Source organism: Chryseobacterium oncorhynchi (assembly GCF_002899895.1).
Taxonomy (GTDB): domain Bacteria; phylum Bacteroidota; class Bacteroidia; order Flavobacteriales; family Weeksellaceae; genus Chryseobacterium; species Chryseobacterium oncorhynchi.
In genome coordinates, this window is record NZ_PPEI02000004.1 from 229,988 (window position 1) to 249,496 (window position 19,509).

26 protein-coding genes and 1 riboswitch are annotated in these 19,509 nt (G+C 33.1%); all 26 genes read left to right on the top strand.

Annotated features, from left to right (window positions below; all coding sequences use genetic code 11):
* The first annotated feature begins 123 nt into the window (after positions 1-123).
* The 26 genes from C1638_RS14595 (at position 124) to ribB (ending at position 19,438) form a co-directional block, all read left to right on the top strand.
* The gene (locus C1638_RS14595; protein WP_109622138.1) at positions 124-789 is read left to right on the top strand and encodes a hypothetical protein; all 666 of its coding nucleotides are present in this window, start codon (positions 124-126) and stop codon (positions 787-789) included.
* Positions 790-791: 2 nt separating this feature from the next.
* The gene (locus tag C1638_RS14600) at positions 792-1,292 is read left to right on the top strand and encodes a DUF2004 domain-containing protein (protein WP_109622139.1); all 501 of its coding nucleotides are present in this window, start codon (positions 792-794) and stop codon (positions 1,290-1,292) included.
* Between the two features lie 270 nt (positions 1,293-1,562).
* Positions 1,563-2,189, top strand: coding sequence for a hypothetical protein (locus C1638_RS14605; protein WP_109622141.1), 627 nt, complete (start codon positions 1,563-1,565; stop codon positions 2,187-2,189).
* 134 nt (positions 2,190-2,323) lie between these two features.
* Positions 2,324-2,731 carry an NUDIX hydrolase gene (locus C1638_RS14610; RefSeq protein WP_109622143.1) on the top strand — a complete coding sequence of 136 codons (408 nt, stop codon included), beginning with the start codon at positions 2,324-2,326 and terminating at the stop codon, positions 2,729-2,731.
* Between the two features lie 196 nt (positions 2,732-2,927).
* Entirely contained in the window at positions 2,928-3,488 is a 561-nt protein-coding gene (locus C1638_RS14615; protein ID WP_165826541.1) for an SHOCT domain-containing protein, read from the top strand.
* A 57-nt stretch (positions 3,489-3,545) separates the two neighbouring features.
* A complete protein-coding gene (locus C1638_RS14620; RefSeq protein WP_228428166.1) occupies positions 3,546-4,970 on the top strand; it encodes a hypothetical protein in 1,425 nt (474 codons plus the stop codon).
* 22 nt (positions 4,971-4,992) lie between these two features.
* Positions 4,993-5,418 carry a DUF1801 domain-containing protein gene (locus C1638_RS14625; protein ID WP_109622148.1) on the top strand — a complete coding sequence of 142 codons (426 nt, stop codon included), beginning with the start codon at positions 4,993-4,995 and terminating at the stop codon, positions 5,416-5,418.
* Between the two features lie 48 nt (positions 5,419-5,466).
* Positions 5,467-5,745, top strand: coding sequence for a hypothetical protein (locus tag C1638_RS14630; protein ID WP_109622150.1), 279 nt, complete (start codon positions 5,467-5,469; stop codon positions 5,743-5,745).
* A gap of 15 nt (positions 5,746-5,760) precedes the next feature.
* Positions 5,761-6,426, top strand: coding sequence for a hypothetical protein (locus tag C1638_RS14635; RefSeq protein WP_109622152.1), 666 nt, complete (start codon positions 5,761-5,763; stop codon positions 6,424-6,426).
* Positions 6,427-6,541: 115 nt separating this feature from the next.
* On the top strand, positions 6,542-7,483 hold the full coding sequence (locus C1638_RS22630) for a DUF6985 domain-containing protein (protein ID WP_228428168.1): 942 nt from the start codon (positions 6,542-6,544) through the stop codon (positions 7,481-7,483).
* Between the two features lie 15 nt (positions 7,484-7,498).
* Positions 7,499-8,218, top strand: coding sequence for a phosphodiester glycosidase family protein (locus C1638_RS14645; protein WP_109622154.1), 720 nt, complete (start codon positions 7,499-7,501; stop codon positions 8,216-8,218).
* Between the two features lie 77 nt (positions 8,219-8,295).
* Positions 8,296-8,835, top strand: a complete 540-nt coding sequence (locus C1638_RS14650; RefSeq protein ID WP_109622156.1) for a dihydrofolate reductase family protein — start codon at positions 8,296-8,298, stop codon at positions 8,833-8,835.
* Positions 8,836-8,900: 65 nt separating this feature from the next.
* Complete coding sequence (locus tag C1638_RS14655; protein WP_109622158.1) at positions 8,901-9,275, top strand: VOC family protein; 375 nt, start codon at positions 8,901-8,903, stop codon at positions 9,273-9,275.
* 5 nt (positions 9,276-9,280) lie between these two features.
* A complete protein-coding gene (locus C1638_RS14660) occupies positions 9,281-10,054 on the top strand; it encodes a helix-turn-helix domain-containing protein (RefSeq protein ID WP_123838383.1) in 774 nt (257 codons plus the stop codon).
* 43 nt (positions 10,055-10,097) lie between these two features.
* Positions 10,098-10,601: a hypothetical protein gene (locus C1638_RS14665; protein ID WP_109622162.1), complete on the top strand. Its 504-nt coding sequence runs from the start codon at positions 10,098-10,100 to the stop codon at positions 10,599-10,601.
* Positions 10,602-10,830: 229 nt separating this feature from the next.
* Entirely contained in the window at positions 10,831-12,438 is a 1,608-nt protein-coding gene (locus tag C1638_RS14670) for a serine hydrolase (protein WP_109622164.1), read from the top strand.
* 148 nt (positions 12,439-12,586) lie between these two features.
* On the top strand, positions 12,587-13,039 hold the full coding sequence (locus C1638_RS14675) for a nuclear transport factor 2 family protein (protein WP_109622166.1): 453 nt from the start codon (positions 12,587-12,589) through the stop codon (positions 13,037-13,039).
* 11 nt (positions 13,040-13,050) lie between these two features.
* Positions 13,051-13,434, top strand: coding sequence for a 5-carboxymethyl-2-hydroxymuconate Delta-isomerase (locus C1638_RS14680; RefSeq protein WP_109622168.1), 384 nt, complete (start codon positions 13,051-13,053; stop codon positions 13,432-13,434).
* Between the two features lie 31 nt (positions 13,435-13,465).
* Positions 13,466-13,969: a DinB family protein gene (locus tag C1638_RS14685; protein ID WP_109622170.1), complete on the top strand. Its 504-nt coding sequence runs from the start codon at positions 13,466-13,468 to the stop codon at positions 13,967-13,969.
* Positions 13,970-14,020: 51 nt separating this feature from the next.
* A complete protein-coding gene (gene arr / locus C1638_RS14690) occupies positions 14,021-14,434 on the top strand; it encodes an NAD(+)--rifampin ADP-ribosyltransferase (RefSeq protein ID WP_109622172.1) in 414 nt (137 codons plus the stop codon).
* Between the two features lie 16 nt (positions 14,435-14,450).
* Complete coding sequence (locus tag C1638_RS22700; protein WP_262509808.1) at positions 14,451-14,573, top strand: hypothetical protein; 123 nt, start codon at positions 14,451-14,453, stop codon at positions 14,571-14,573.
* Between the two features lie 330 nt (positions 14,574-14,903).
* Complete coding sequence (gene blaCHM / locus C1638_RS14695; protein ID WP_109622173.1) at positions 14,904-15,650, top strand: CHM family subclass B1 metallo-beta-lactamase; 747 nt, start codon at positions 14,904-14,906, stop codon at positions 15,648-15,650.
* A gap of 227 nt (positions 15,651-15,877) precedes the next feature.
* A complete protein-coding gene (locus C1638_RS14700; protein ID WP_109622176.1) occupies positions 15,878-16,834 on the top strand; it encodes a DUF2157 domain-containing protein in 957 nt (318 codons plus the stop codon).
* The gene (locus tag C1638_RS14705) at positions 16,824-17,891 is read left to right on the top strand and encodes a DUF4401 domain-containing protein (protein WP_109622178.1); all 1,068 of its coding nucleotides are present in this window, start codon (positions 16,824-16,826) and stop codon (positions 17,889-17,891) included. Before C1638_RS14700 ends, C1638_RS14705 begins: the two co-directional genes overlap by 11 nt.
* Positions 17,878-18,366 (top strand): GDYXXLXY domain-containing protein, encoded by a 489-nt coding sequence (locus tag C1638_RS14710; protein WP_109622180.1) that lies wholly within the window; start codon positions 17,878-17,880, stop codon positions 18,364-18,366. Before C1638_RS14705 ends, C1638_RS14710 begins: the two co-directional genes overlap by 14 nt.
* A 206-nt stretch (positions 18,367-18,572) precedes the next feature.
* A riboswitch (FMN riboswitch) is annotated at positions 18,573-18,698 on the top strand.
* A 92-nt stretch (positions 18,699-18,790) separates the two neighbouring features.
* Positions 18,791-19,438: a 3,4-dihydroxy-2-butanone-4-phosphate synthase gene (gene ribB / locus C1638_RS14715; RefSeq protein WP_109622182.1), complete on the top strand. Its 648-nt coding sequence runs from the start codon at positions 18,791-18,793 to the stop codon at positions 19,436-19,438.
* Positions 19,439-19,509: the final 71 nt, after the last annotated feature.

Consider the following 19,509-nt stretch of genomic DNA (forward strand, 5'->3'; position numbering starts at 1 on the left):
GTTTATAGATTATGGAAAGTAAATTCAGAATTTAAGAATGCTGAGCTTTAAAAAATTTCGTAAAATATACACTGAAATACAAAATAAAAAAACACCACTCTTTTTTCTGTTAGTGACTATACTATGAATACTCTTATAACATTTACATTTTTCATCTTTACTTTTGGGCCACTTTATGGACAAAAGAAACAATGTCATTGCAACAAAGACACATTGATGAACAATGCCACTGTAAGTTGTGAGACTCGAATGCTAAAAAATAAAGCCCAACTCTACTGGCAATATAACTGTGATAAAATTTGGTTGACGCTTGAAACAAGTAAAAGAAAGAAAATAACTATTGACAAAGTACCCGTTGAATATTATGGTTACATCTATAGACTTGGTTTTCATTTTGTGAAAGAGTTTAACAATTCAATTTTGTTCAGAAGTGGCTGCGCGGCAAATGGGCCTTGTATCTATACTTTAATCGACAAAACTAGAGGGAAGAAAATAGACGAATTTGGGCAACTTATTTGTATTGATACGGATATTAAAGACGAAAAAAAATATCCGTTTGAGTTTCTTGTGTATGCAGACAGCAACTACAAAAGAATTATTATCTACTATCCAGACACAAAGAAAGTGTTGAAAGTTCCGTTTGACTTTGAGAAAAACAATGTAACTGCTGTAATTCCTGAATATCAATTTGACAGGATGGAAGTATCCGGAAATATTTTGACACTTTATTATACCACATCAGAAGACAAAAAATTAAACCTGAAAATAAATTTAAAAAATAAAAAATAATCATGGCAGAATACACACTACCCTACTTTGGGCAACTTTCAACAGACAACGTAGAAGAATATTATGATGTTAATATTGATTTCAATGGAAATGAAATTCAAGTAGATTTAAATTTTGAAAGCGAAAATACTGATGGAGCAAAGCTCGATCAGATAAAAAACTATCTTGAAAACATTGAAACATTTAATAGATTAGCTAAAAGCTACATTCTGGAAGACTATCACAATGAAGAGGGGGATACTGTAAAACTTTATTTGGAACACCACCTTGAAGAAGTTGAGCAGGACGAACTTTCAACACTTATCAACTTTGATGATGTAACCGTTGAACCAGAACAACAACTTTTAACAAAATTAGAATTAGTTAGAATAGGACTTTATCCTGACAATGAAGAGGGCTTTGCTATTTTAGATTATTCAATCGGAAAAGAGATCACCAATTATCTGGTTGTCATCAATACAGATCAAAACGGGCAATTAGATTATATGGCAATGGAAAGCTAAGTACTCCCCCCTATTGATGTCTATAAATAATTTTTAAAGATATTTATTAATACAAAACCGCTTTGAAAATCAGAGCGGTTTCTTCACTTATAAAAACTAAAACACAAGGTACTCATAGTATCTACAATCTTATTTAAATTGGTGATTATTTTAGTTATTATACTTGAAAACAAGATCCTACAAAATTTGTCCTTACCAACTAACAAGGAATTTTATTTAGAAAAATCCTATTATTACAATTTTTACGAATAAAATACAAAACTCATTCATATGAATACAGATAAAGATTACCTAGAAACCTTAAAGAATCTTCATGTAATTCTTAAAAAGTCATTTCATGATTTTTTAAACTCGGATATTAATATTGAATCATTTGACTATAGTATTGCATTGTTAAATCGAATGAAACAATATTATAGAAGTCAATATGATAATAAAGAATTACTTGAGAAAAGGTATATTACAAACGGTGCAGATTTCTTTACTGAACAATTACTATTTTTTATAAAAATATACCTAACAAAAATAAATTCTGATTTAGTTGCTATTTCTGAAAAACAAATTGTTGCGAAACGCGGTGCAATTCGACCAGATATATCAATATGGAAAAATAATGAAGTAGTTGCGATTATAGAATGTAAAACACAATTAGGATGGAATAGACATAAGTGGGAAGTTGATTTTAATGAAAGAGAAAGAAAATTAAAGAATGTTTTTAAAGATGCAAAAGCTTATTTAGTTGTTTTAACTGGTGAAAATTGGGGTGGATTTGAAGAAAATGATTTATTGGGTGAAAAGTATTTTTGCTTGTTGAAAAATAAGTGGATTACAAGCTTTGAAAATCAAAGTGATATATTTGTGCCTATCGAAAAGCTACTAAGTAAAATATCTTTATAACAAGAATATTGAGTTTAGACTAGAAAATAGGAACTTCTTTTCCTTACTTTCATAATATTTATTTAAAAAATAATGTAACAGAACATACTGAAAAATCACTTATTGAATACTATCAAATATTATAGCTAAAAAAAATGCAAAACAAAACAATCATCGATAAACTCGCATGGATAGAATTAAAAGATAAATCCATTCTCTCCACAAAAAGCTATGGAAAAGAGAAATATTATATTCCAGGAGGTAAAAGAGAGACAGGAGAAACAGATGAGCAAGCTCTAGTTCGCGAAATATGGGAAGAATTAAATGTCACAATTGATAGTAAAACATTGCATTATATTGGAACTTTTGAGGCCCAAGCCCACGGACATGCAGATGGTATCATCGTAAAAATGACCTGCTATTCCGGAGATTATTCTGGAGAGTTAAAAGCCAGCTCTGAAATTGAAGAAATGAAATGGCTTAACTATTCGGACAAGGACAAGATATCTGAGGTTGATAAAATCATTTTTGACAGTTTACATCAGAATAATTTATTGGATTAATTTTTCTCATTTCACACCTCCTGAATCAAAAAAACCTTATTAATTATAGAAACAAAAGCCGTTCTGAAAACAGAGCGGCTTTTTTTCATCAAAGATGATTATTATAGAACTCCCTCCTGATAAGGATTCCCGTAAGGTTCCCCTTACCACTTGTTTTACTTTTGGCTTTCAATTTTTGATCATTAAAAATAAAACAATGAAACAAGTACTATTAATTTTTACACTTTTGATTTTTGGAATTTCTTATTCTCAAATCGCTCCAAAATTTGAAAACGATACCCTCACCACTTCAACAGGCTTTAAGGTATATGAGGGTCTTGACTTAAAAATCGGAACAGGTTCTATGAATGACGGAGACTTTAAATTTATCCGAACCAATGCTTCTTCAATGTTCAATTATTCTTCAACGACGGGGTATCAGGGCTTAGCCAATCAGGCCAATTCTTTTAAAAGGAGTAATTCAGGGTTAACTTTTAAGGTTAGAAAAATCATGACAAGAGGAAGCAAAAAAAATGGTTTTGTCTATTATGCTAAAATCGGAAACGGAATTATGAACTATGAAATTGATCTTGAAAATGCAATTAAATTGGGTGAGCTGATTGTTCACGAAGAATTTTTACCCAAAGAAAAAACTCAACATCTCAATTCAGAAACAAAATATGATAAACTGAAAAAAATTAAGGATCTAAAAGATTCCGGAGTTTTATCTGAGGAAGAATTCCAAAAGGAAAAAGATAAGATCATGTCTGAAAAATAAATCCTGACATCACCGTTCTGCTTTGCAGAGCGGTTTTTTATTATTCAAAAAATAATCATGGTAGAATATCTCGATATTTATTTACATTTGAATACTTATTATACAAACACCATGAAACAAAAGCTTTTCGCATTATTCTTTTTGCTATCCTTTTTGGCATTTGGGCAGAAAATCAATTTCAATATTAAATATTCTGAGCAACTGGCTGTTTTTGTGTTTATACAAAATCTTTCTGACAACTATCCGGAAAACGTTTTTAAAACAGAATTCAATCAATCAAAATATAATACTCAAAAATATAAGGATCTCATTTCAAACTTTGATAAATTGCCCATCGACTACAGTTATTCGTTTAATGAATATCCTTATGGCTCAAAAATCCCCATGCAGTCCAGAGACATTCTGAAAAAAAATCTTATTGAGACCAATAATTTAAGTGATTTTAAACTTCGCTCCATCGGAATTCTTCCTAATGCAACGATACATAGCCTCGCTGAAGTTATTTCAGTATTTACGCCTATCTATAATGAACTTATTTATATTCCGAATAAAGAAAAATTTGAGGCTCAACTGAAAGCTATGAGTAAGTATTCCGGGGAAAAAAATATGGAGTCTTATTTTCAAACAGGCTTACTTTTTTATAATTCAAGCTGGGATCCCTCTATCCCTTTTGAAATTGCGCTGTATCCTCTGCCCAATTCAACAGGCTTTACGGCACAGGCTTTTTATAACAATTTTATAAGTGCTGTTCAAACGAATCTGAGAGATTACAAAGATCTGTTCAGTGTTATGCTGCATGAAACCTATCATATTCTTTACGACGAACAGTCTCTGACGGTGAAAAATGATATTGCTCAAAATTTCAAAAAGAATCCATCGAAATATAGCAACTACGCCTACCAATTACTGAATGAGGCACTGGCAACTGCTTTAGGAAACGGATATGTTTATGAGAGTTTAAATGGAAACGTAGAAACCAATGATTGGTACAACAGCAAATATATAGATCTGATGGCCAAGAAAATATATCCTACGGTAAAAGAATATATTGCTCAGAAGAAACCTATGGATAAAAATTTTATTGATACTTATATCAGGCTTTATGAGGAAAATTTTCCCGGATGGATCAATGAGTTTGACCACATCATGACTTACAGATATATATTGTCTGAAAATAAAAAAGATTTTAATACCATAGGCCAAATGTATCCGGCCCGTTCAAGCGAGGAAGCCGAGACTGAAATTTCTATGCTCACTATTGAAAAAATGAAAAAAACACCTTTAACAAAGATTATTATTGTATCACAAAATAATAACGAAAAACTTAAGTTAATTAAGAGTCAGTTTAAGGAGTTAAAGCAGTGGAAATTTACGCCTGACAAAGAATTCCAGTACAAAATTCTTTTAGACGATAAAAGCCAGCTTCTGATCATTAATCAACAAAAATCAAGTCTTCAAACTCTTTTTGCAAATTTCAAATAGAAATCTTACCAATTAACAAAATATGAGCATCCAGGAACAAATCCAAGAATACATTGCCAGCCAGCCTGAACCCAAACGTGCAGATATGCAAAAACTGCATCACATGATTCTGGAACTTATGCCGGAATGTAAAGTATGGTTTCTGGATGGTAAAAACAGTGAAAATAAAACGGTTTCCAATCCCAATATAGGCTATGGGCTCTACACCATCCCCTATGCTGATGGAACAACCAAGGAGTTTTATCAAATCGGAATGAGCGCTAATACAACAGGAATCTCTGTCTATATTATGGGTATTGATGATAAAACCTATCTATCCAAAACTTTTGGAGAAAAAATAGGCAAAGCAAGCGTGACTGGATATTGTATTAAGTTCAAAGCATTGAAAGATATCAACATTGAGGTACTTGAAGCTGCCATACGATATGGAGCTCAAGAAAATCCTTAATTTTAAAACTCATTTTCTAACAAAATATAATATACACCATCCATTACAATGACAAAAAAACTTACCTTGTTTTTCATTCTAGGTCTATTAACAGTTCTTCTTGGATTAATTTTTGCCGTCGTTGCATTCAACAGCGTTTCTGCCGTGGATGGACTGGCAGGAATTTATGCATTATTTGGGCTGATTCCTGTGATAATAATCATTATATTGGACAGAATTTGTGTCTGGAAATTTGGTACTAAAAAAGTCAATAAAGTACAATTCTACATCGCTGGAATATTTATTTTACTTTTTATTCTTAACTGGATAAGATTACAACTTCAATAAAAAACTAAATAACTTATGAACGTAAAAAAATTACTTAAGGCCATAGGAATCACCCTGGGAATCATTGTATTATTTCTCATCGCCAGCAACTTTATATGGCTCAACGAAAGAGAAAATCTTCTTTACAAAATCCAGCAATACGTAACTTATAATAAGGAAGACTGGAAAAACTACGAAACAAATGAGAAGATACTGGCCGAAAATCCTGTCGGTACCAACCAAACAGATGTAGCAGCACCGGTAGTAGATTTTCATCCTTATGATGTCAACCTATTAACGCCAAGCGCAAAGGAAGAAGAATTAAAAAAGATTCAAAATGCCCACTTTGAAAACCTAGTTCCGGCCAAAAATAAACCGTCTGATGATGAAGCTCAGGCTGCTTTAATCAGGTTGACAAAAGGACGTTTAACGGATGTTATCATCAATCAAAAACTGGATATAAAAATTGGAAAATGCTATGAAAACCCAAATACAGAGGGGAATTTCAACTGTGTAAGCTGTATGATCTTATTGTATAACAGGGATAAAAAAGACTGGCAGGAAGCTCCTGACGGAGATAACTTTTTATCTAATTCCTATGATTTTTATCAGCCGTCAGAAGGAGATATCTGGGAAGCAAAAGAGTTATCAATCATGATTCCATATGATTATGATCTCATCAAAAAATATGAAAAAAAATAGACTGATTGTATTCAATCATTTTATCTCGTAATGATGTAGGGAGTAAACTGAAATGCATGATGAGATAATGACGAGTTAAAAAAAGACAGATAATCTATGTTATAAAAAAGCACCCATGTCAAATGCAGAAAAAGTTATTGAAGAAATCAATCTATTTCTAGAAAAATCAATGTTGAAAACTTCCAAAACAACTAAAGAGGAAGTCATTAATTTTATTGAAGAAAAATGGAGAGAAGCTGATGATGAAAAATATAATAATTATACAGCCTATATTATAACCAACAGAATGATCCAGGAATATATCTGGAAAAAGGATTTCAATAATATGATGAGATGGCTGGAGTTTTCAGATCTCCATAAAGCATCTCAGAACAATGCTCTTTATATCCGGAATTATTATGCAGGCCAATGCTGTCTGGAATGTGGCAATGAAGAAAAGGCACTTGAGTATTTTAATTTGTGTTATGCAGAAAATCCTGATTATATTTTTTCTCGTGCTCCTTTCTGCTATGAATTTTTTAATAAACATCTTGAAAACCCCAGAGACTTATCTCAAAGTGAAATTCGTGAATATGAATCCATTGACTACCCTCCACTCAACTTAGAATATTGGCAATCTTTTTTCAATGAAAAGGATGAGGAACTGAGCTATGAAATATTGGATGAAGATGATGATTATGCGGAAGAACCTACCCCAGAGCAACAAAATGGTATTGATTACTTGCAGGAAAACCAGAAAACAATCTTAGACAATATCCTGAATGAACTTTTGAAAAAATACCCGGAACTGCAAAAAATATATGATTACTCCGAAGAAGACAAAGTAGATTTCATGCCGGATTTAAAAGATGTTCAAGGCTTTGCTTCTCTTTTATCTCTCAACTGTTTTTACATCACATCTGTAATTAAGGATAACCATCCATACATTGGTATTAGTTTTTCCTGCTCTTGGGATGATGAACACGGTTTAGGAATAATGACTCATAAAAACAGAGTGATTGAGATTGGAGAAGCAGATACAGCTTTTAGTAGCTGGGCTGCTGAAGAAGATCTATAAACTAGAAGATTATTTATGCAAATAAAATATCACCATCTCCTGTCCCTCCTACTCCTATTTTGTCTATGTTGTAAAGAAAAAATACAGGATGAAAACAGGTTTGTGATCTATCAGGTCAATCCAAAAAAGCAGAATCTGAAGTTTTACTGGAAAAATGATAAAAATGAGATTCTGAAAAGTATCAATCACTTAAAGAATGAAGTAGAATCCAAAAGTAAAAAGCTGGTATTTGCCATGAACGGCGGAATGTTTGAACCTGATCAATCTCCGAAAGGTCTTTATATCGAAGATTTTAAAATTCTGAAATCCATAGATACTCTGCAGGGTTCGGGAAACTTTTATCTTCAGCCTAATGGGATATTTTATCTAACCGAAAACAATCAGCCTGGAATTTCTGAAACAAAAAGGTATAACCAAAATAAAAGCATCAAGTACGCCACTCAATCCGGCCCCATGTTACTAATGGATGGAAAGATAAATCCAATCTTTCAAAAAGATTCTAAAAATCTGAATATCAGAAATGGAGTCGGAATTCTGGAAAATGGGAGAATTATTTTTGCCATGTCTAAAAAAGAGGTCAATTTCTATAGCCTTGCAGAGCTTTTCAAGGAGATGGGTTGCAAAAATGCGCTGTATCTGGATGGATATGTTTCAAGAACTTATCTTCCTGAGAAAAATTGGATACAGAAAGATGGAAATTTCGGAGTCATCATAGGAGTTACAGAACCAAAATAAAGGTTGATGATCATTAAAAATTAAAATATTCTTACCTTTAAATTTGTTAATTAAAACCCGATCATTTAGTACTTACCATGAAAAAAATAATATTAGACCTAGCCACAACATTAGACGGATTTATTGAAGGTCCCAATGGAGAAATCGATTGGTGCATTATGGATGATGATATGGATTTTGAGGGCTTCATTTCAGGTATTGATACTATTTTCTATGGAAGAGTAAGCTATGACGCATGGGGAAATTATCATCCCGATGAAAATGCTGAACCGGAAGAACATGACTTCTGGAAAGCCATCCACTCAAAAAATAAATTTGTTTTTTCGAGCCAAAACCGAGAAGATGAAAATGCAACTTTTATCCATTCTGATCTTATAGAAAAAGTTTTAGAAATAAAAAAGCAAGGCGGAAAAGATATCTGGCTGTATGGTGGTGCAAGTCTTATCAAAACCTTTATTCAAAACAATCTGATTGATGTTTATAGAATTTCCGTTCATCCGGTAGCCTTAGGGAAGGGGAAGCCTCTTTTTGAAGAGGTAAAGGAGAGATTAAATTTAAAACTCGTTACAACCAACGTCTTCAAATCCGGTGTTGTACAGCTTATTTACCATCCATAAAATAAAACCCGAGATGATCTTATACGCTCAAAAAAACTGAATATTTGACTAACACTCTTTAGGAAATGAATGTAAAACTGAACTCCATTATCTTGTATGTGCAAGATATTGAACTACTTAAAAACTTTTATGTTGAAAATTTTAATCTAAAAGTAATTGAGGAAGATCACATTTGGGTCCTTATGAGTGCAGGTACTGTAAATATCGGGCTTCATAAAATCGGAGATGAATATTTGGAAAAAATAGAAACCGGATATCAGTTTGATAACAACACCAAACTCGTTTTTGAAATTGATTTGAATATTGAAACCGCAAGAAATGAATTATTGTTAAGAAATGTCCAGATGAGAGAAATCAAGACATTTGAAAATTATGATTTTTGGTTGTGTGACGGGATTGATCCTGAGGGAAATGTATTTCAGTTAAAATATAGAAAATAATACCTATGAAAAAAATATTTGGAATTCTATTTTTAATCACGGCTCATTGTTTATTTGGGCAAAATATGTCCACTATTGAAAAACAGCTTAATGATGCTTTTCAAAAAATTAATTACTGGTCTTCTGATGGCCAAAGCAAAGAATCTTCTTCTGATTCTCTTTATACGGCCAATATAAAATTTGAAAAATTGCTTCTTCAGTATACATCCTCAAATCCTCAGACCTTACACTATCATTTTAAATCTCTTAAGAAGAATGGATTGTTCATTACAACCTCAGAAGATGGCAAATTCCGAATTTATTCATGGGATACATGGACCGGAGGAACAATGCACTTTTTTAAAAATGTATTTCAATATGAATCCAATAAAAAGCTATACTCCAAAATCATAGAAAATACGAGTGAAGGTGACCCAAGATCCTATTATCACCAAATCAATGATGTTATTTCAGAAAACAAAAAATATTACCTTACTCAAAGTAAAGCCATATTAAGTTCAGGATTAAGTTATCACAGTATACAAATATTTTCCATTGATGATGGAAAACTAAATGACAAGGCTCAATTAATTAAGACTCAAAGCGGAATTAAAAACCAACTTGGTTATGAGATAGATCTTACAGCTTCTTCTAATAGAGACAATGATATCAAGAATTATAATATTCAATATGATCCAAAAAATAAAATCATTAGTATTCCCTTAATACAAGAAGATTCTAAAATTACAGCTAAAAAAATCCGTTATCAGTTCAAGGGAAAATATTTTGAAAAAATATAAATTCAAAACTAGTTCACAGAATATCAATTAAAACATTTGATAAATGCCCACCATCATTGAAATAAAAAACAGAACCAATTGGGTATTAACTATTGCCATGAGTATTGGTTTAATGATATCTTTTTTCATCATATTGATCATCATTCTTATTGGTCTTCTTCAAAGTAATGATTTTATTGCTGTTTTAAACGTCCTATCAATGGCTGGCGTTGTTATCGGATTTTTCATACTATTTCTGTACATCTGGCTCTGGAATACCTTTGGAAAAACAGTATTCAATATTGAAACAAATGCCATCACGGTAAGCTATAAAAATAAATTATTTGCAAAGCCAAAAACATTCTTGAAAAAAGAAATTAAAGATATCCAAGCAGTAGATTATAGTATTGAATCTTATAAATATGGAACTCGCTACCATTTCTCATGGACCGGCGCTACTTATTCTGTTGTTTTGATAACACGAGATTATGAAAAAAGAATAATCAGCTGGATTACGGAAGACAAGGCCTATGAAATAGTAGATGAAGTAAAAAAAGTATGGCGCTGAGACTTTCAGATATGAGTTAAGCATATTAACTCCACTTATATTAATCAACAAAAGATAGTATCATTAACACTACAATATGAAACTACACCTTTTCTAACTGGAGCAACATCTCAATAAACAATAAAAAAGAAAAAAACTCATCATCAATAAACAGGAAACATCATTCAATATTTTTTGAAAACAATCTGTAATACTATTTCATGTACAATTGTCTTACTTAAAAAAATACATGAAATCTATTTTAACCTGCCTTATTTTATTATTGGCTGTTAATCCCTTTTTATCACAGAGAACCAGGCAATTGGAACAATTATTAGCGAATTATGATAAAACAGGACAATTCAGCGGTTCTGTTCTTATTGCTGAAAAAGGAAAAATTATTTTCGAAAAAAGTTATGGGTACAGAAATGGACCTAAAAAAGAAAAGAATACCAACAATAGTCTTTATCGGATCTATTCTACTACAAAAATGTTTACAGCAACTGTTATTCTCCTGCTGGAAGAACAGGGAAAACTCTCTATAAATGATAAGCTATCCAAATATTATCCGGACTTTCCAAAAGGAGATAGTATTACCGTTGCCAACTTACTTTCTCATACAGCAGGAATTCCCAGCGACGAAAATACTGACAACACGGTAGATGAAGCGACATTCATAAAGTACATCACTGCAAAACCATTGGATTTTTCGCCAGGGACAAAATGGAGCTACTCTAATTCCGGATATTATATTCTTGGATATATCATAAAAAAAGTAACAGGTTTAGAGTATGATAAAGCGATAGAAAGCTACATCCTTAAACCTTTACAGATGAACAACAGTGGTTTCCACTTTAATACTGTCACCGATGAAAACAAGGCTCTAGGATATGAATTTTTATCAGATAACACTTCCAACGAAGCCCTTCGTTTTAAAACCGATCACCCTTTTGCTGCTGGAGCAATGTATTCTACTGTTGAAGATCTTTTCAAATTCAATGAAAGTCTTAAAAACTATAAGATTCTGAAAAAAGAAACCGTTGAAAAAATGTTTACCCCTTACCTTAATGATCATTATGGACTGGGAACTGACAGCTCTCCTATATTTGATAAAAAGAAAGCCGGACATGATGGTGGCGGACCTGGTTACCGAAGCAGATATTACAGGGTTTTAGAAGATGACATTTGCGTTATTGTAATGTCAAATTCAGAGTTATCCCATACGGATGCCATTATCCCAAAGATAGAAAGCATATTGTACAATAAACCTTACACTACGATAGCAGCTAAGGTAAAACCACAGGACTTAAAAAAACTTGAAGGAATATATGCTGCTGAAGATACCTATTTCAATGTAACTGTTGTAGACGGACTGGTTATCTTAAAGGAAAAAAATTATCCAAGGTGTTCATTATTACCTATTAGCAATACTTTATTTCAATTGAATGACAAGATGACTTTTACATTCAAGCCAGATGAAACCGGAAAAATAAATTTACTTACTGTTCAATTTCGAGATGGTAGCGTAAAAACGGGGAAAAGAGAAATGGTAAATATTCGTTGGGGAATTATCGGAAATGCAACGCCTGCCGGATGGGGCGAAAATGACATTCCATTGCAGAATGATCCCAAAAATCCTGATATCTATTTTCTCAAAAACTATACGCTAAATAAAGGTGGATTAAAATTCAGACAAAATAATAATTGGGGATACAATTTGGGTTTAAATAACGATGGTAAAAGCATTGCTCTTGATGCCTATGATTTTCCAATAGAAGAAAGTGGGATTTACGACATTGTTCTTGACATGTCTAATAAAATGAAACCTACTTATAGTATTAAGAAATCTGGGAAGTAAAACCAATATTCAAACAATACAAAAAAACATCAGCTGAAAATTGTTGTTTTTTGTATTGTCTTTTTTATTAATTTCGACAGTATTCCAATTGCCTATCTTACCCATAGTCAAATCATTGGAAGCACAGATCATCATTAATAAATTGTATATGAAGTATTTTTTCATTTCTATTCTGCTCTGTTCAATAAACCAGCTTGTTTCGGGCCAGTCCCGACAGGATTCATTGGCTATAAAACAGGCAGCACTGGATTATATTGAATCACAGCACACTCCCAACGCATCCAGAATGGAACGTGCTTTACACCCCAGAATGGTAAAAAGAACTTTCTGGAAAGATAAAGCCACAGGTAAAGATTATCTCCGCGAAACCAATGCAGAATCCATGATTTTACTCGCAGAAAGCTATAATAAAAACAAGGATAAATTTCCTGCTTCTCCGAAAAAAGACGTAAAATTTCTGGATGTTTCTGAGAAAACAGCATCAATCAAATTAATTGCAGATGAATGGATTGATTACATACATCTTGCCAAACTAAATGATACATGGAAAATTGTCAATGTTCTTTGGCAATACAATGATATCCAACGACAAACCAATTAAAATTAACTGCCATGCCTCATTTTATCATAGATTGTTCACAGGATATTCTCCTGCAAAATACTCCTGAAGAAATTATGGATGCTGTATATAAAGTTGCTGATTCCACAGGTTTATTTGCCATCAATGATATTAAAGTAAGGCTGCAACCTTACCCATATTACCGTTTGGGTGACCAAAAGAAAAACTTCATACATGTCTTCGGGTATATTATGGAAGGGCGAAGTACAGCGCAAAAGGCCAATCTATCAAGACAGATCAGCATCCGTCTCACAGAATTATTGCCGGATATTTCTTTTTTGTCTGTAAATATTAGTGAATTTGAAGCGGCAACCTACAGCAATAAGGCCCTTATCAATCCTGAAAATAGAGGTCAGGATCGTCATTTTGGACTTTAAATTTATTTGAAACCAACACCATCGCAATACAATGAGCTTAAAAACATTAATCAACAAAACCGTTCAGTACAATAATTGGGTAGTCAATAAATACATCGACTGGTTATCCACAAAATCTGATGAACAACTCAATCAGGAAGTAATTTCAAGCTTTCCTACTATTTTAAAAACCCTGCATCATATTTGGCAGACACAGGAATACTGGTGGAGCCATATTGCTGAAAACAATGACTTTGATTTCGCCAAAACAACTGCTGAAACCGGTAAGGAAGAGATTTTTAGAAATATCAAAAGTAATTCACAAAAGCTAGTAGATTATGTGGAAAACTTGTCTGAGGAAGATCTTACAAAAAATGTAAAGATAGAATCTCAATGGTTTCAGTGTGATTTTTCCAAGTATGAATACATCCAGCATGTCATTCTTCATGGCACCTATCATAGAGGACAGATTGTAACGATGGGGAGAAACGTAGGGATAACGGATGCACCCATGACAGATTATAATTTCTGGAATATTTATAAGGATCAGAAATAAAAATTCTCTTTACCATTTTCAATATTTTCTATTGATCCAAATTTTAAAACAATGAATACAACTTCTGAAGAAACTACCGTCTATTACCACGGTACCAAGGCAGATCTCAAGATTGGCGACCACATCGAAGTAGGCTTCAGTTCTAATTACGGAACGCAGAGGAAAGCAAAATATATTTATCTTACCGCAACATTGGAAGCGGCAACATGGGGCGCGGAACTGTCGCAGGGAGAGGGGAAAGAAAGAATTTATATAGTAGAACCCACAGGTTCAATTGAAGATGATCCTAATTTAACAGATAAAAAATTTCCAGGCAATCCAACAAAATCCTACCGTTCACAACATCCTTTCAAGATTATCGGAGAAGTTAAAGAATGGCAGGGACACTCTCCGGAGCAACTAAAAGTAATGAAAGATCATCTTGAGGAACTTAAAAAACAAGGTATTGAAGCCATTGAAGACTGATTGATTAATATTAACCATGATAACCACAACCATCGAACTTAATCTTATTCAGGAGAATATCAAATATCGGTCTACGGATAGCCTTGGAAATTTCATTGCAATAACTTCTAAGAATAGAATTCTTAATTCTGGTCTTTAATAAAAAATAAGTATCTGGTTTTATTTAACCAGACTGTTTATGAAGTAAAATATCGTGTGGATAACTTTTTCACATCTTCTATTTCATTAATAATAAAATGTGGATAACTTTTTAAAAGCCATTCTAAATAAATATTAATAAATTGATAATTAATATTTTAAATTAAAATAATTAACTCACATAAATTATCCACACTTATTTTTAATTTGTGGATAAATTATGTGAATAACTTTTTTATCACGATAATTACTTCTTGAAATTTAGTAATTTACTCTACAGAAAATCCATCATTATGATGATTATAAAAAATAAAAACCAATGAGATTCCCCATGAAGCATATATTCATCATTTTATTTTCTTTTATGATCTTCAGTTGTAGTTCTCAGCATTCCGAGAACTTCAAAGCAAAGGAAATTTATAAATCCGAAAATTTAATTATTACCCAAATTTCTGAAAACTCGTTTATCCACACTTCTTTTAAACAAACCAATGACTTCGGAAATGTTCCCTGCAATGGCCTCATTGTTAAAAACAACGACGAAACAATTGTTTTTGACACTCCAACTCATGACAAAGATTCTGAAGAACTGATACAATGGATTACCAAAACGCTTCACTCTAAGATCAATGCTGTTATTCCAACTCATTTTCATGATGACAGCATGGGCGGGCTACAGGCATTTCACAATCATAACATCCCCTCCTATTCCTATTCAAAAACCATTGAACTTGGGAAGAAAAATAATTTTGTAGTTCCCAAAAACAGCTTTAATAATTTCATAACTTTAAAAGTAGGTAATGAAGAAGTGATTGCAAAGTTTTTCGGAGAAGGACACACAAGGGATAATACTATTGGTTACTTTCCAAGCGAAAATATTTTGTTTGGAGGATGTTTGCTAAAGGAATTAGAAGCCGGCAAGGGATATTTAGGAGATGCCAATGTTTCAGCATGGTCCAATACTGTTGAAAAAGTAAAAAAAGAGTATCCCAATGTAAAAATTGTAATTCCGGGACACGGCGATTATGGAGATAAAAAATTACTTGATTATACCATTAAGCTATTCAAAGTTCAATAAAAAACAGATCACGTTCTCTGCTTCAACCCTTTTATCATTTCAATTCATACTAATTTAGAAATACTGCCCTATAAAATTTAAACGAAAAATGATTCCAAAAGAAATACTTTCACTCTCTGTAGGCTTTTGTAAATTAGTTTCTTTAAAAATACAATATTGAATGGAGCTTTTATATTGAGGGAATGATTTTAGCATCCTCAATATTATGACTATTAAAAAAAACTTAAATGAAGAACATACAAAGAGAAGACATACAAATCCTTAACCGACACAGCAACCTGAGCGAAAAAGATATCACCGAAATTCTTACCAACAATGTTTACAGCAGTAAAGATGCCTGGCAGAAATTTCTTCGGTTTTTTCTTATCAGTCTTGGAATTGGCTTTACAGTATCCGGAATTATTTTCTTCTTTGCCTATAACTGGGCAGAGTTACCAAAATTTGCAAAGTTAGGATTAACGGAAGCACTAGTAATTGCAACAACCGGACTGGTTTTACTACCCAAAATTAATATCAACATCCGGAATATTATTCTCACCGGAGCATCAGCCCTCGTGGGGGTTTTATTTGCAGTATTCGGACAGATCTATCAAACCGGAGCCAATGCTTATGATTTCTTTCTGGCATGGACTATTTTTATAACGCTTTGGGTACTCATATCAGATTTTGCTCCTTTATGGCTTCTTTATGTGGCTTTAATTAATACCACTCTGGTTTTATATTCACAACAAGTAGCAAAAGACTGGGATACCATGGATATCAATCTCTTACTTTTCCTACTGAATACAATCATTTTGATTGGCTCTCTTCTTATTTCTTACTATAAAAAAACAATCAGCGTTCCCAATTGGTTTACTAACATTCTGTCTCTGGCCGTCGTCAGTATATCCACTTTCGGAATCTCCGTAGGAATTATGGATAGAAATGAAATGTCATTATATCTTTTATGCTTACTGAGTGCTGGCGTATATGCCTTGGGAATCTGGTATGGTTTTAAAACCAAAAACAGCTTTTATTTTGCCATCATTCCACTTAGCATTGTCATTATTATCTGCTCCCTACTCTTCCGTATAGCAGATAATGAATTTGTATTTCTATTGGTTTGCCTTTTTGTAATTGTGAGTATTACTTTCATTATTAAAAATCTGATGGACCTTCAAAAAAAATGGAAAAATGAGAAATAAAGAAAATATTAAAAGTTTACTGGATGATCTCCGTGCTGCAAGCAGTAAAGAAATTCATTTTGATGAAGAAGCCATCATTGCGGCTTATCAGGAGAAAAACACTGACCACCAGTCATTATCCGTCAAAATACTATCTATTTTCGGAGGAATAATGGCCTGTCTTGCATTTTTGGGCTTTATTTTTATTGCCCAAATCTTCGATTCTCAAATAGGACTTACCCTACTTGGAGTTATCTGTATTACAGGATCCGCCTTTATCAGCAGGTTATCAAAAAAAACAATCATGGATACTTTGAGTGTCTCCTTTTTTGTTACAGGGTTCGCTCTTCTTGGCTTTGGCCTTTCCAAAGATGAAAACATCATCTATATTGTATTTATAACCTTAGCATTATGTACATTATTTTTGGTACAGAGCTATATCCTTTCCTTTATTTCAGTATTGATTATTAACGGATGTATTATAGCATTTGCGGCAGACAATAACATATATAGCCTGTCTTATATTATTATCGCATTACAAGCCATTGCCACTACTTTTCTGTTTTTACAGGAAGCAAAAATCATAACAAAGAACAGAACGTTCTCCAAATTGTATGATCCGGTTAGGACAGGAATGGTATTTTCATTCCTGTCTACACTTGCATTTCTGAGTTTAGAATCTCTTGTTCCCGCGCCCGTTGTTTACAACTGTATCTCTTCGCTTGTTATCGTTATGGCTATCCTTTATGTGGTAACTCTTTTATTCAAAACATTACATATTACCAATACAACTCACAAGAGTATTATTTATGTTCTTACTATTTTACTTCTATCACCAACCTTATTAACACCTACTATATCAGGAGCTATCCTTATTATTTTATTAAGCTTTTTTGTTAATTACAGAACCGGATTTGCATTAGCCATTATTGCCTTGGTCTACTTTCTTGGAAAGTTTTACTATGACCTTCATTTTACATTGCTAACCAAGTCGATACTCCTATTCATCTCCGGAGTTATTTTTCTGATCATTTATTTCTTCACCCATAAAAAACTGACAACAGATGAAAAAATATAAATGGATTATCATACTCTTAAATCTGGTCCTGTTGCTGGTATACTTCAACTATTCAGTAGCAGAAAAAGAGACTTTACTAAAGGATGGACAACCCGTTTTATTAAAACTGGCTCCTGTTGATCCCCGCTCATTAATGCAGGGCGACTATATGAGTCTGAGATATGACATTTCAAGAAATATAGACGCAGAAAAAATTCCCAGACGCGGCTATTGTGTTGTAACGCTTGACACAAAAGGAATTGCCCAGGCTGTAAGGTTTCAAAAAGATCCAACACCCCTGAAAGCAGGAGAGCATTTGATCAAATATACTTCACCCAACCAATGGAGCATAAATATTGGTGCAGAATCTTTCTTTTTTCAGGAGGGACATGCCCAAAAATATGAAAAAGCAGCTTATGGAGGAATAAGAACTGATAAAAATGGAAACAGTTTATTAGTAGGACTTTATGACGAGCAATTAAAACAAATTAAATAAAATAGAGTAATCCCTTTTACAAAATTATAAACCTCTGCTATTGATTGAATACAAACCAATAGCAGAGGTTTTTTATATTCATTGATAAAAAAAATCAAAGAATCTTCTTCATTTCAAAAAACTTCCCGAAATTAGCGGCCTGTGCATTAAATTTATTCAATGAAATAAAAAAATTTAAATTAAAACATACAGCAAAACTTAGTATAAGTTTTCTTCGGGGCAGGGTGAAATTCCCTACCGGCGGTTACAGTCCGCGACTCCTTTCTTTTGAAAGGACTGATTTGGTGAAATTCCAAAACCGACAGTTAAAGTCTGGATGGGAGAAGAAAATGAAACGAACAGTAAGAGTCCTTACGGATTCTTGTTGTGACGTATTTCATTTCCATGTACCGAAGACTATTTTAACTTTTAAAAGTAAAATAACATGGAAAAATTATTAGAACAATTCGGAGCTACCTCCAAAGAACGTGTAGAAAAAGCACTTTCAACATTACAACAGGGAAAAGGCATTCTTTTAGTAGATGATGAAAACCGTGAAAACGAAGGCGATATCATCTTTCCCGCATCCACTATTACAGAACAGGACATGGCACTTTTGATCCGCGAATGCAGCGGTATTGTTTGTTTATGCATTTCCGAGGAAAAAAGTAAACACCTCAACCTGCGTCCAATGGTGGAAAACAACAATTCAAAAAATCAAACAGCATTTACCATTACGATCGAAGCTAAAGAAGGAGTAGAATCCGGTGTTTCAGCGAAAGACCGTGTAACTACAATCAGAACAGCAATAGCAGCCAATGCTCAGGCAGAACATATTGCCAGCCCTGGACATGTTTTTCCTTTGATCGCCAAAAAAGGCGGAGTCTTTGAAAGACGTGGCCATACGGAAGGCAGTGTAGACCTTGTAAAAATGGCGAATCTTGGCGATGATGCCGTACTTTGTGAGCTAACCAATGAAGACGGCTCCATGGCAAGACTTCCGGAAATCGTGGATTTCGCCATCAAAAAAGGAATGAGCGTCGTTACCATTGAAGACATTCATGCTTACCGAAACATGATCATGAGCAACTAAACTTATATATTTAATGCACAGAACAGCCGTCCGATAACTTCGGATGGCTATTTTTTTAGACATTTCATTAA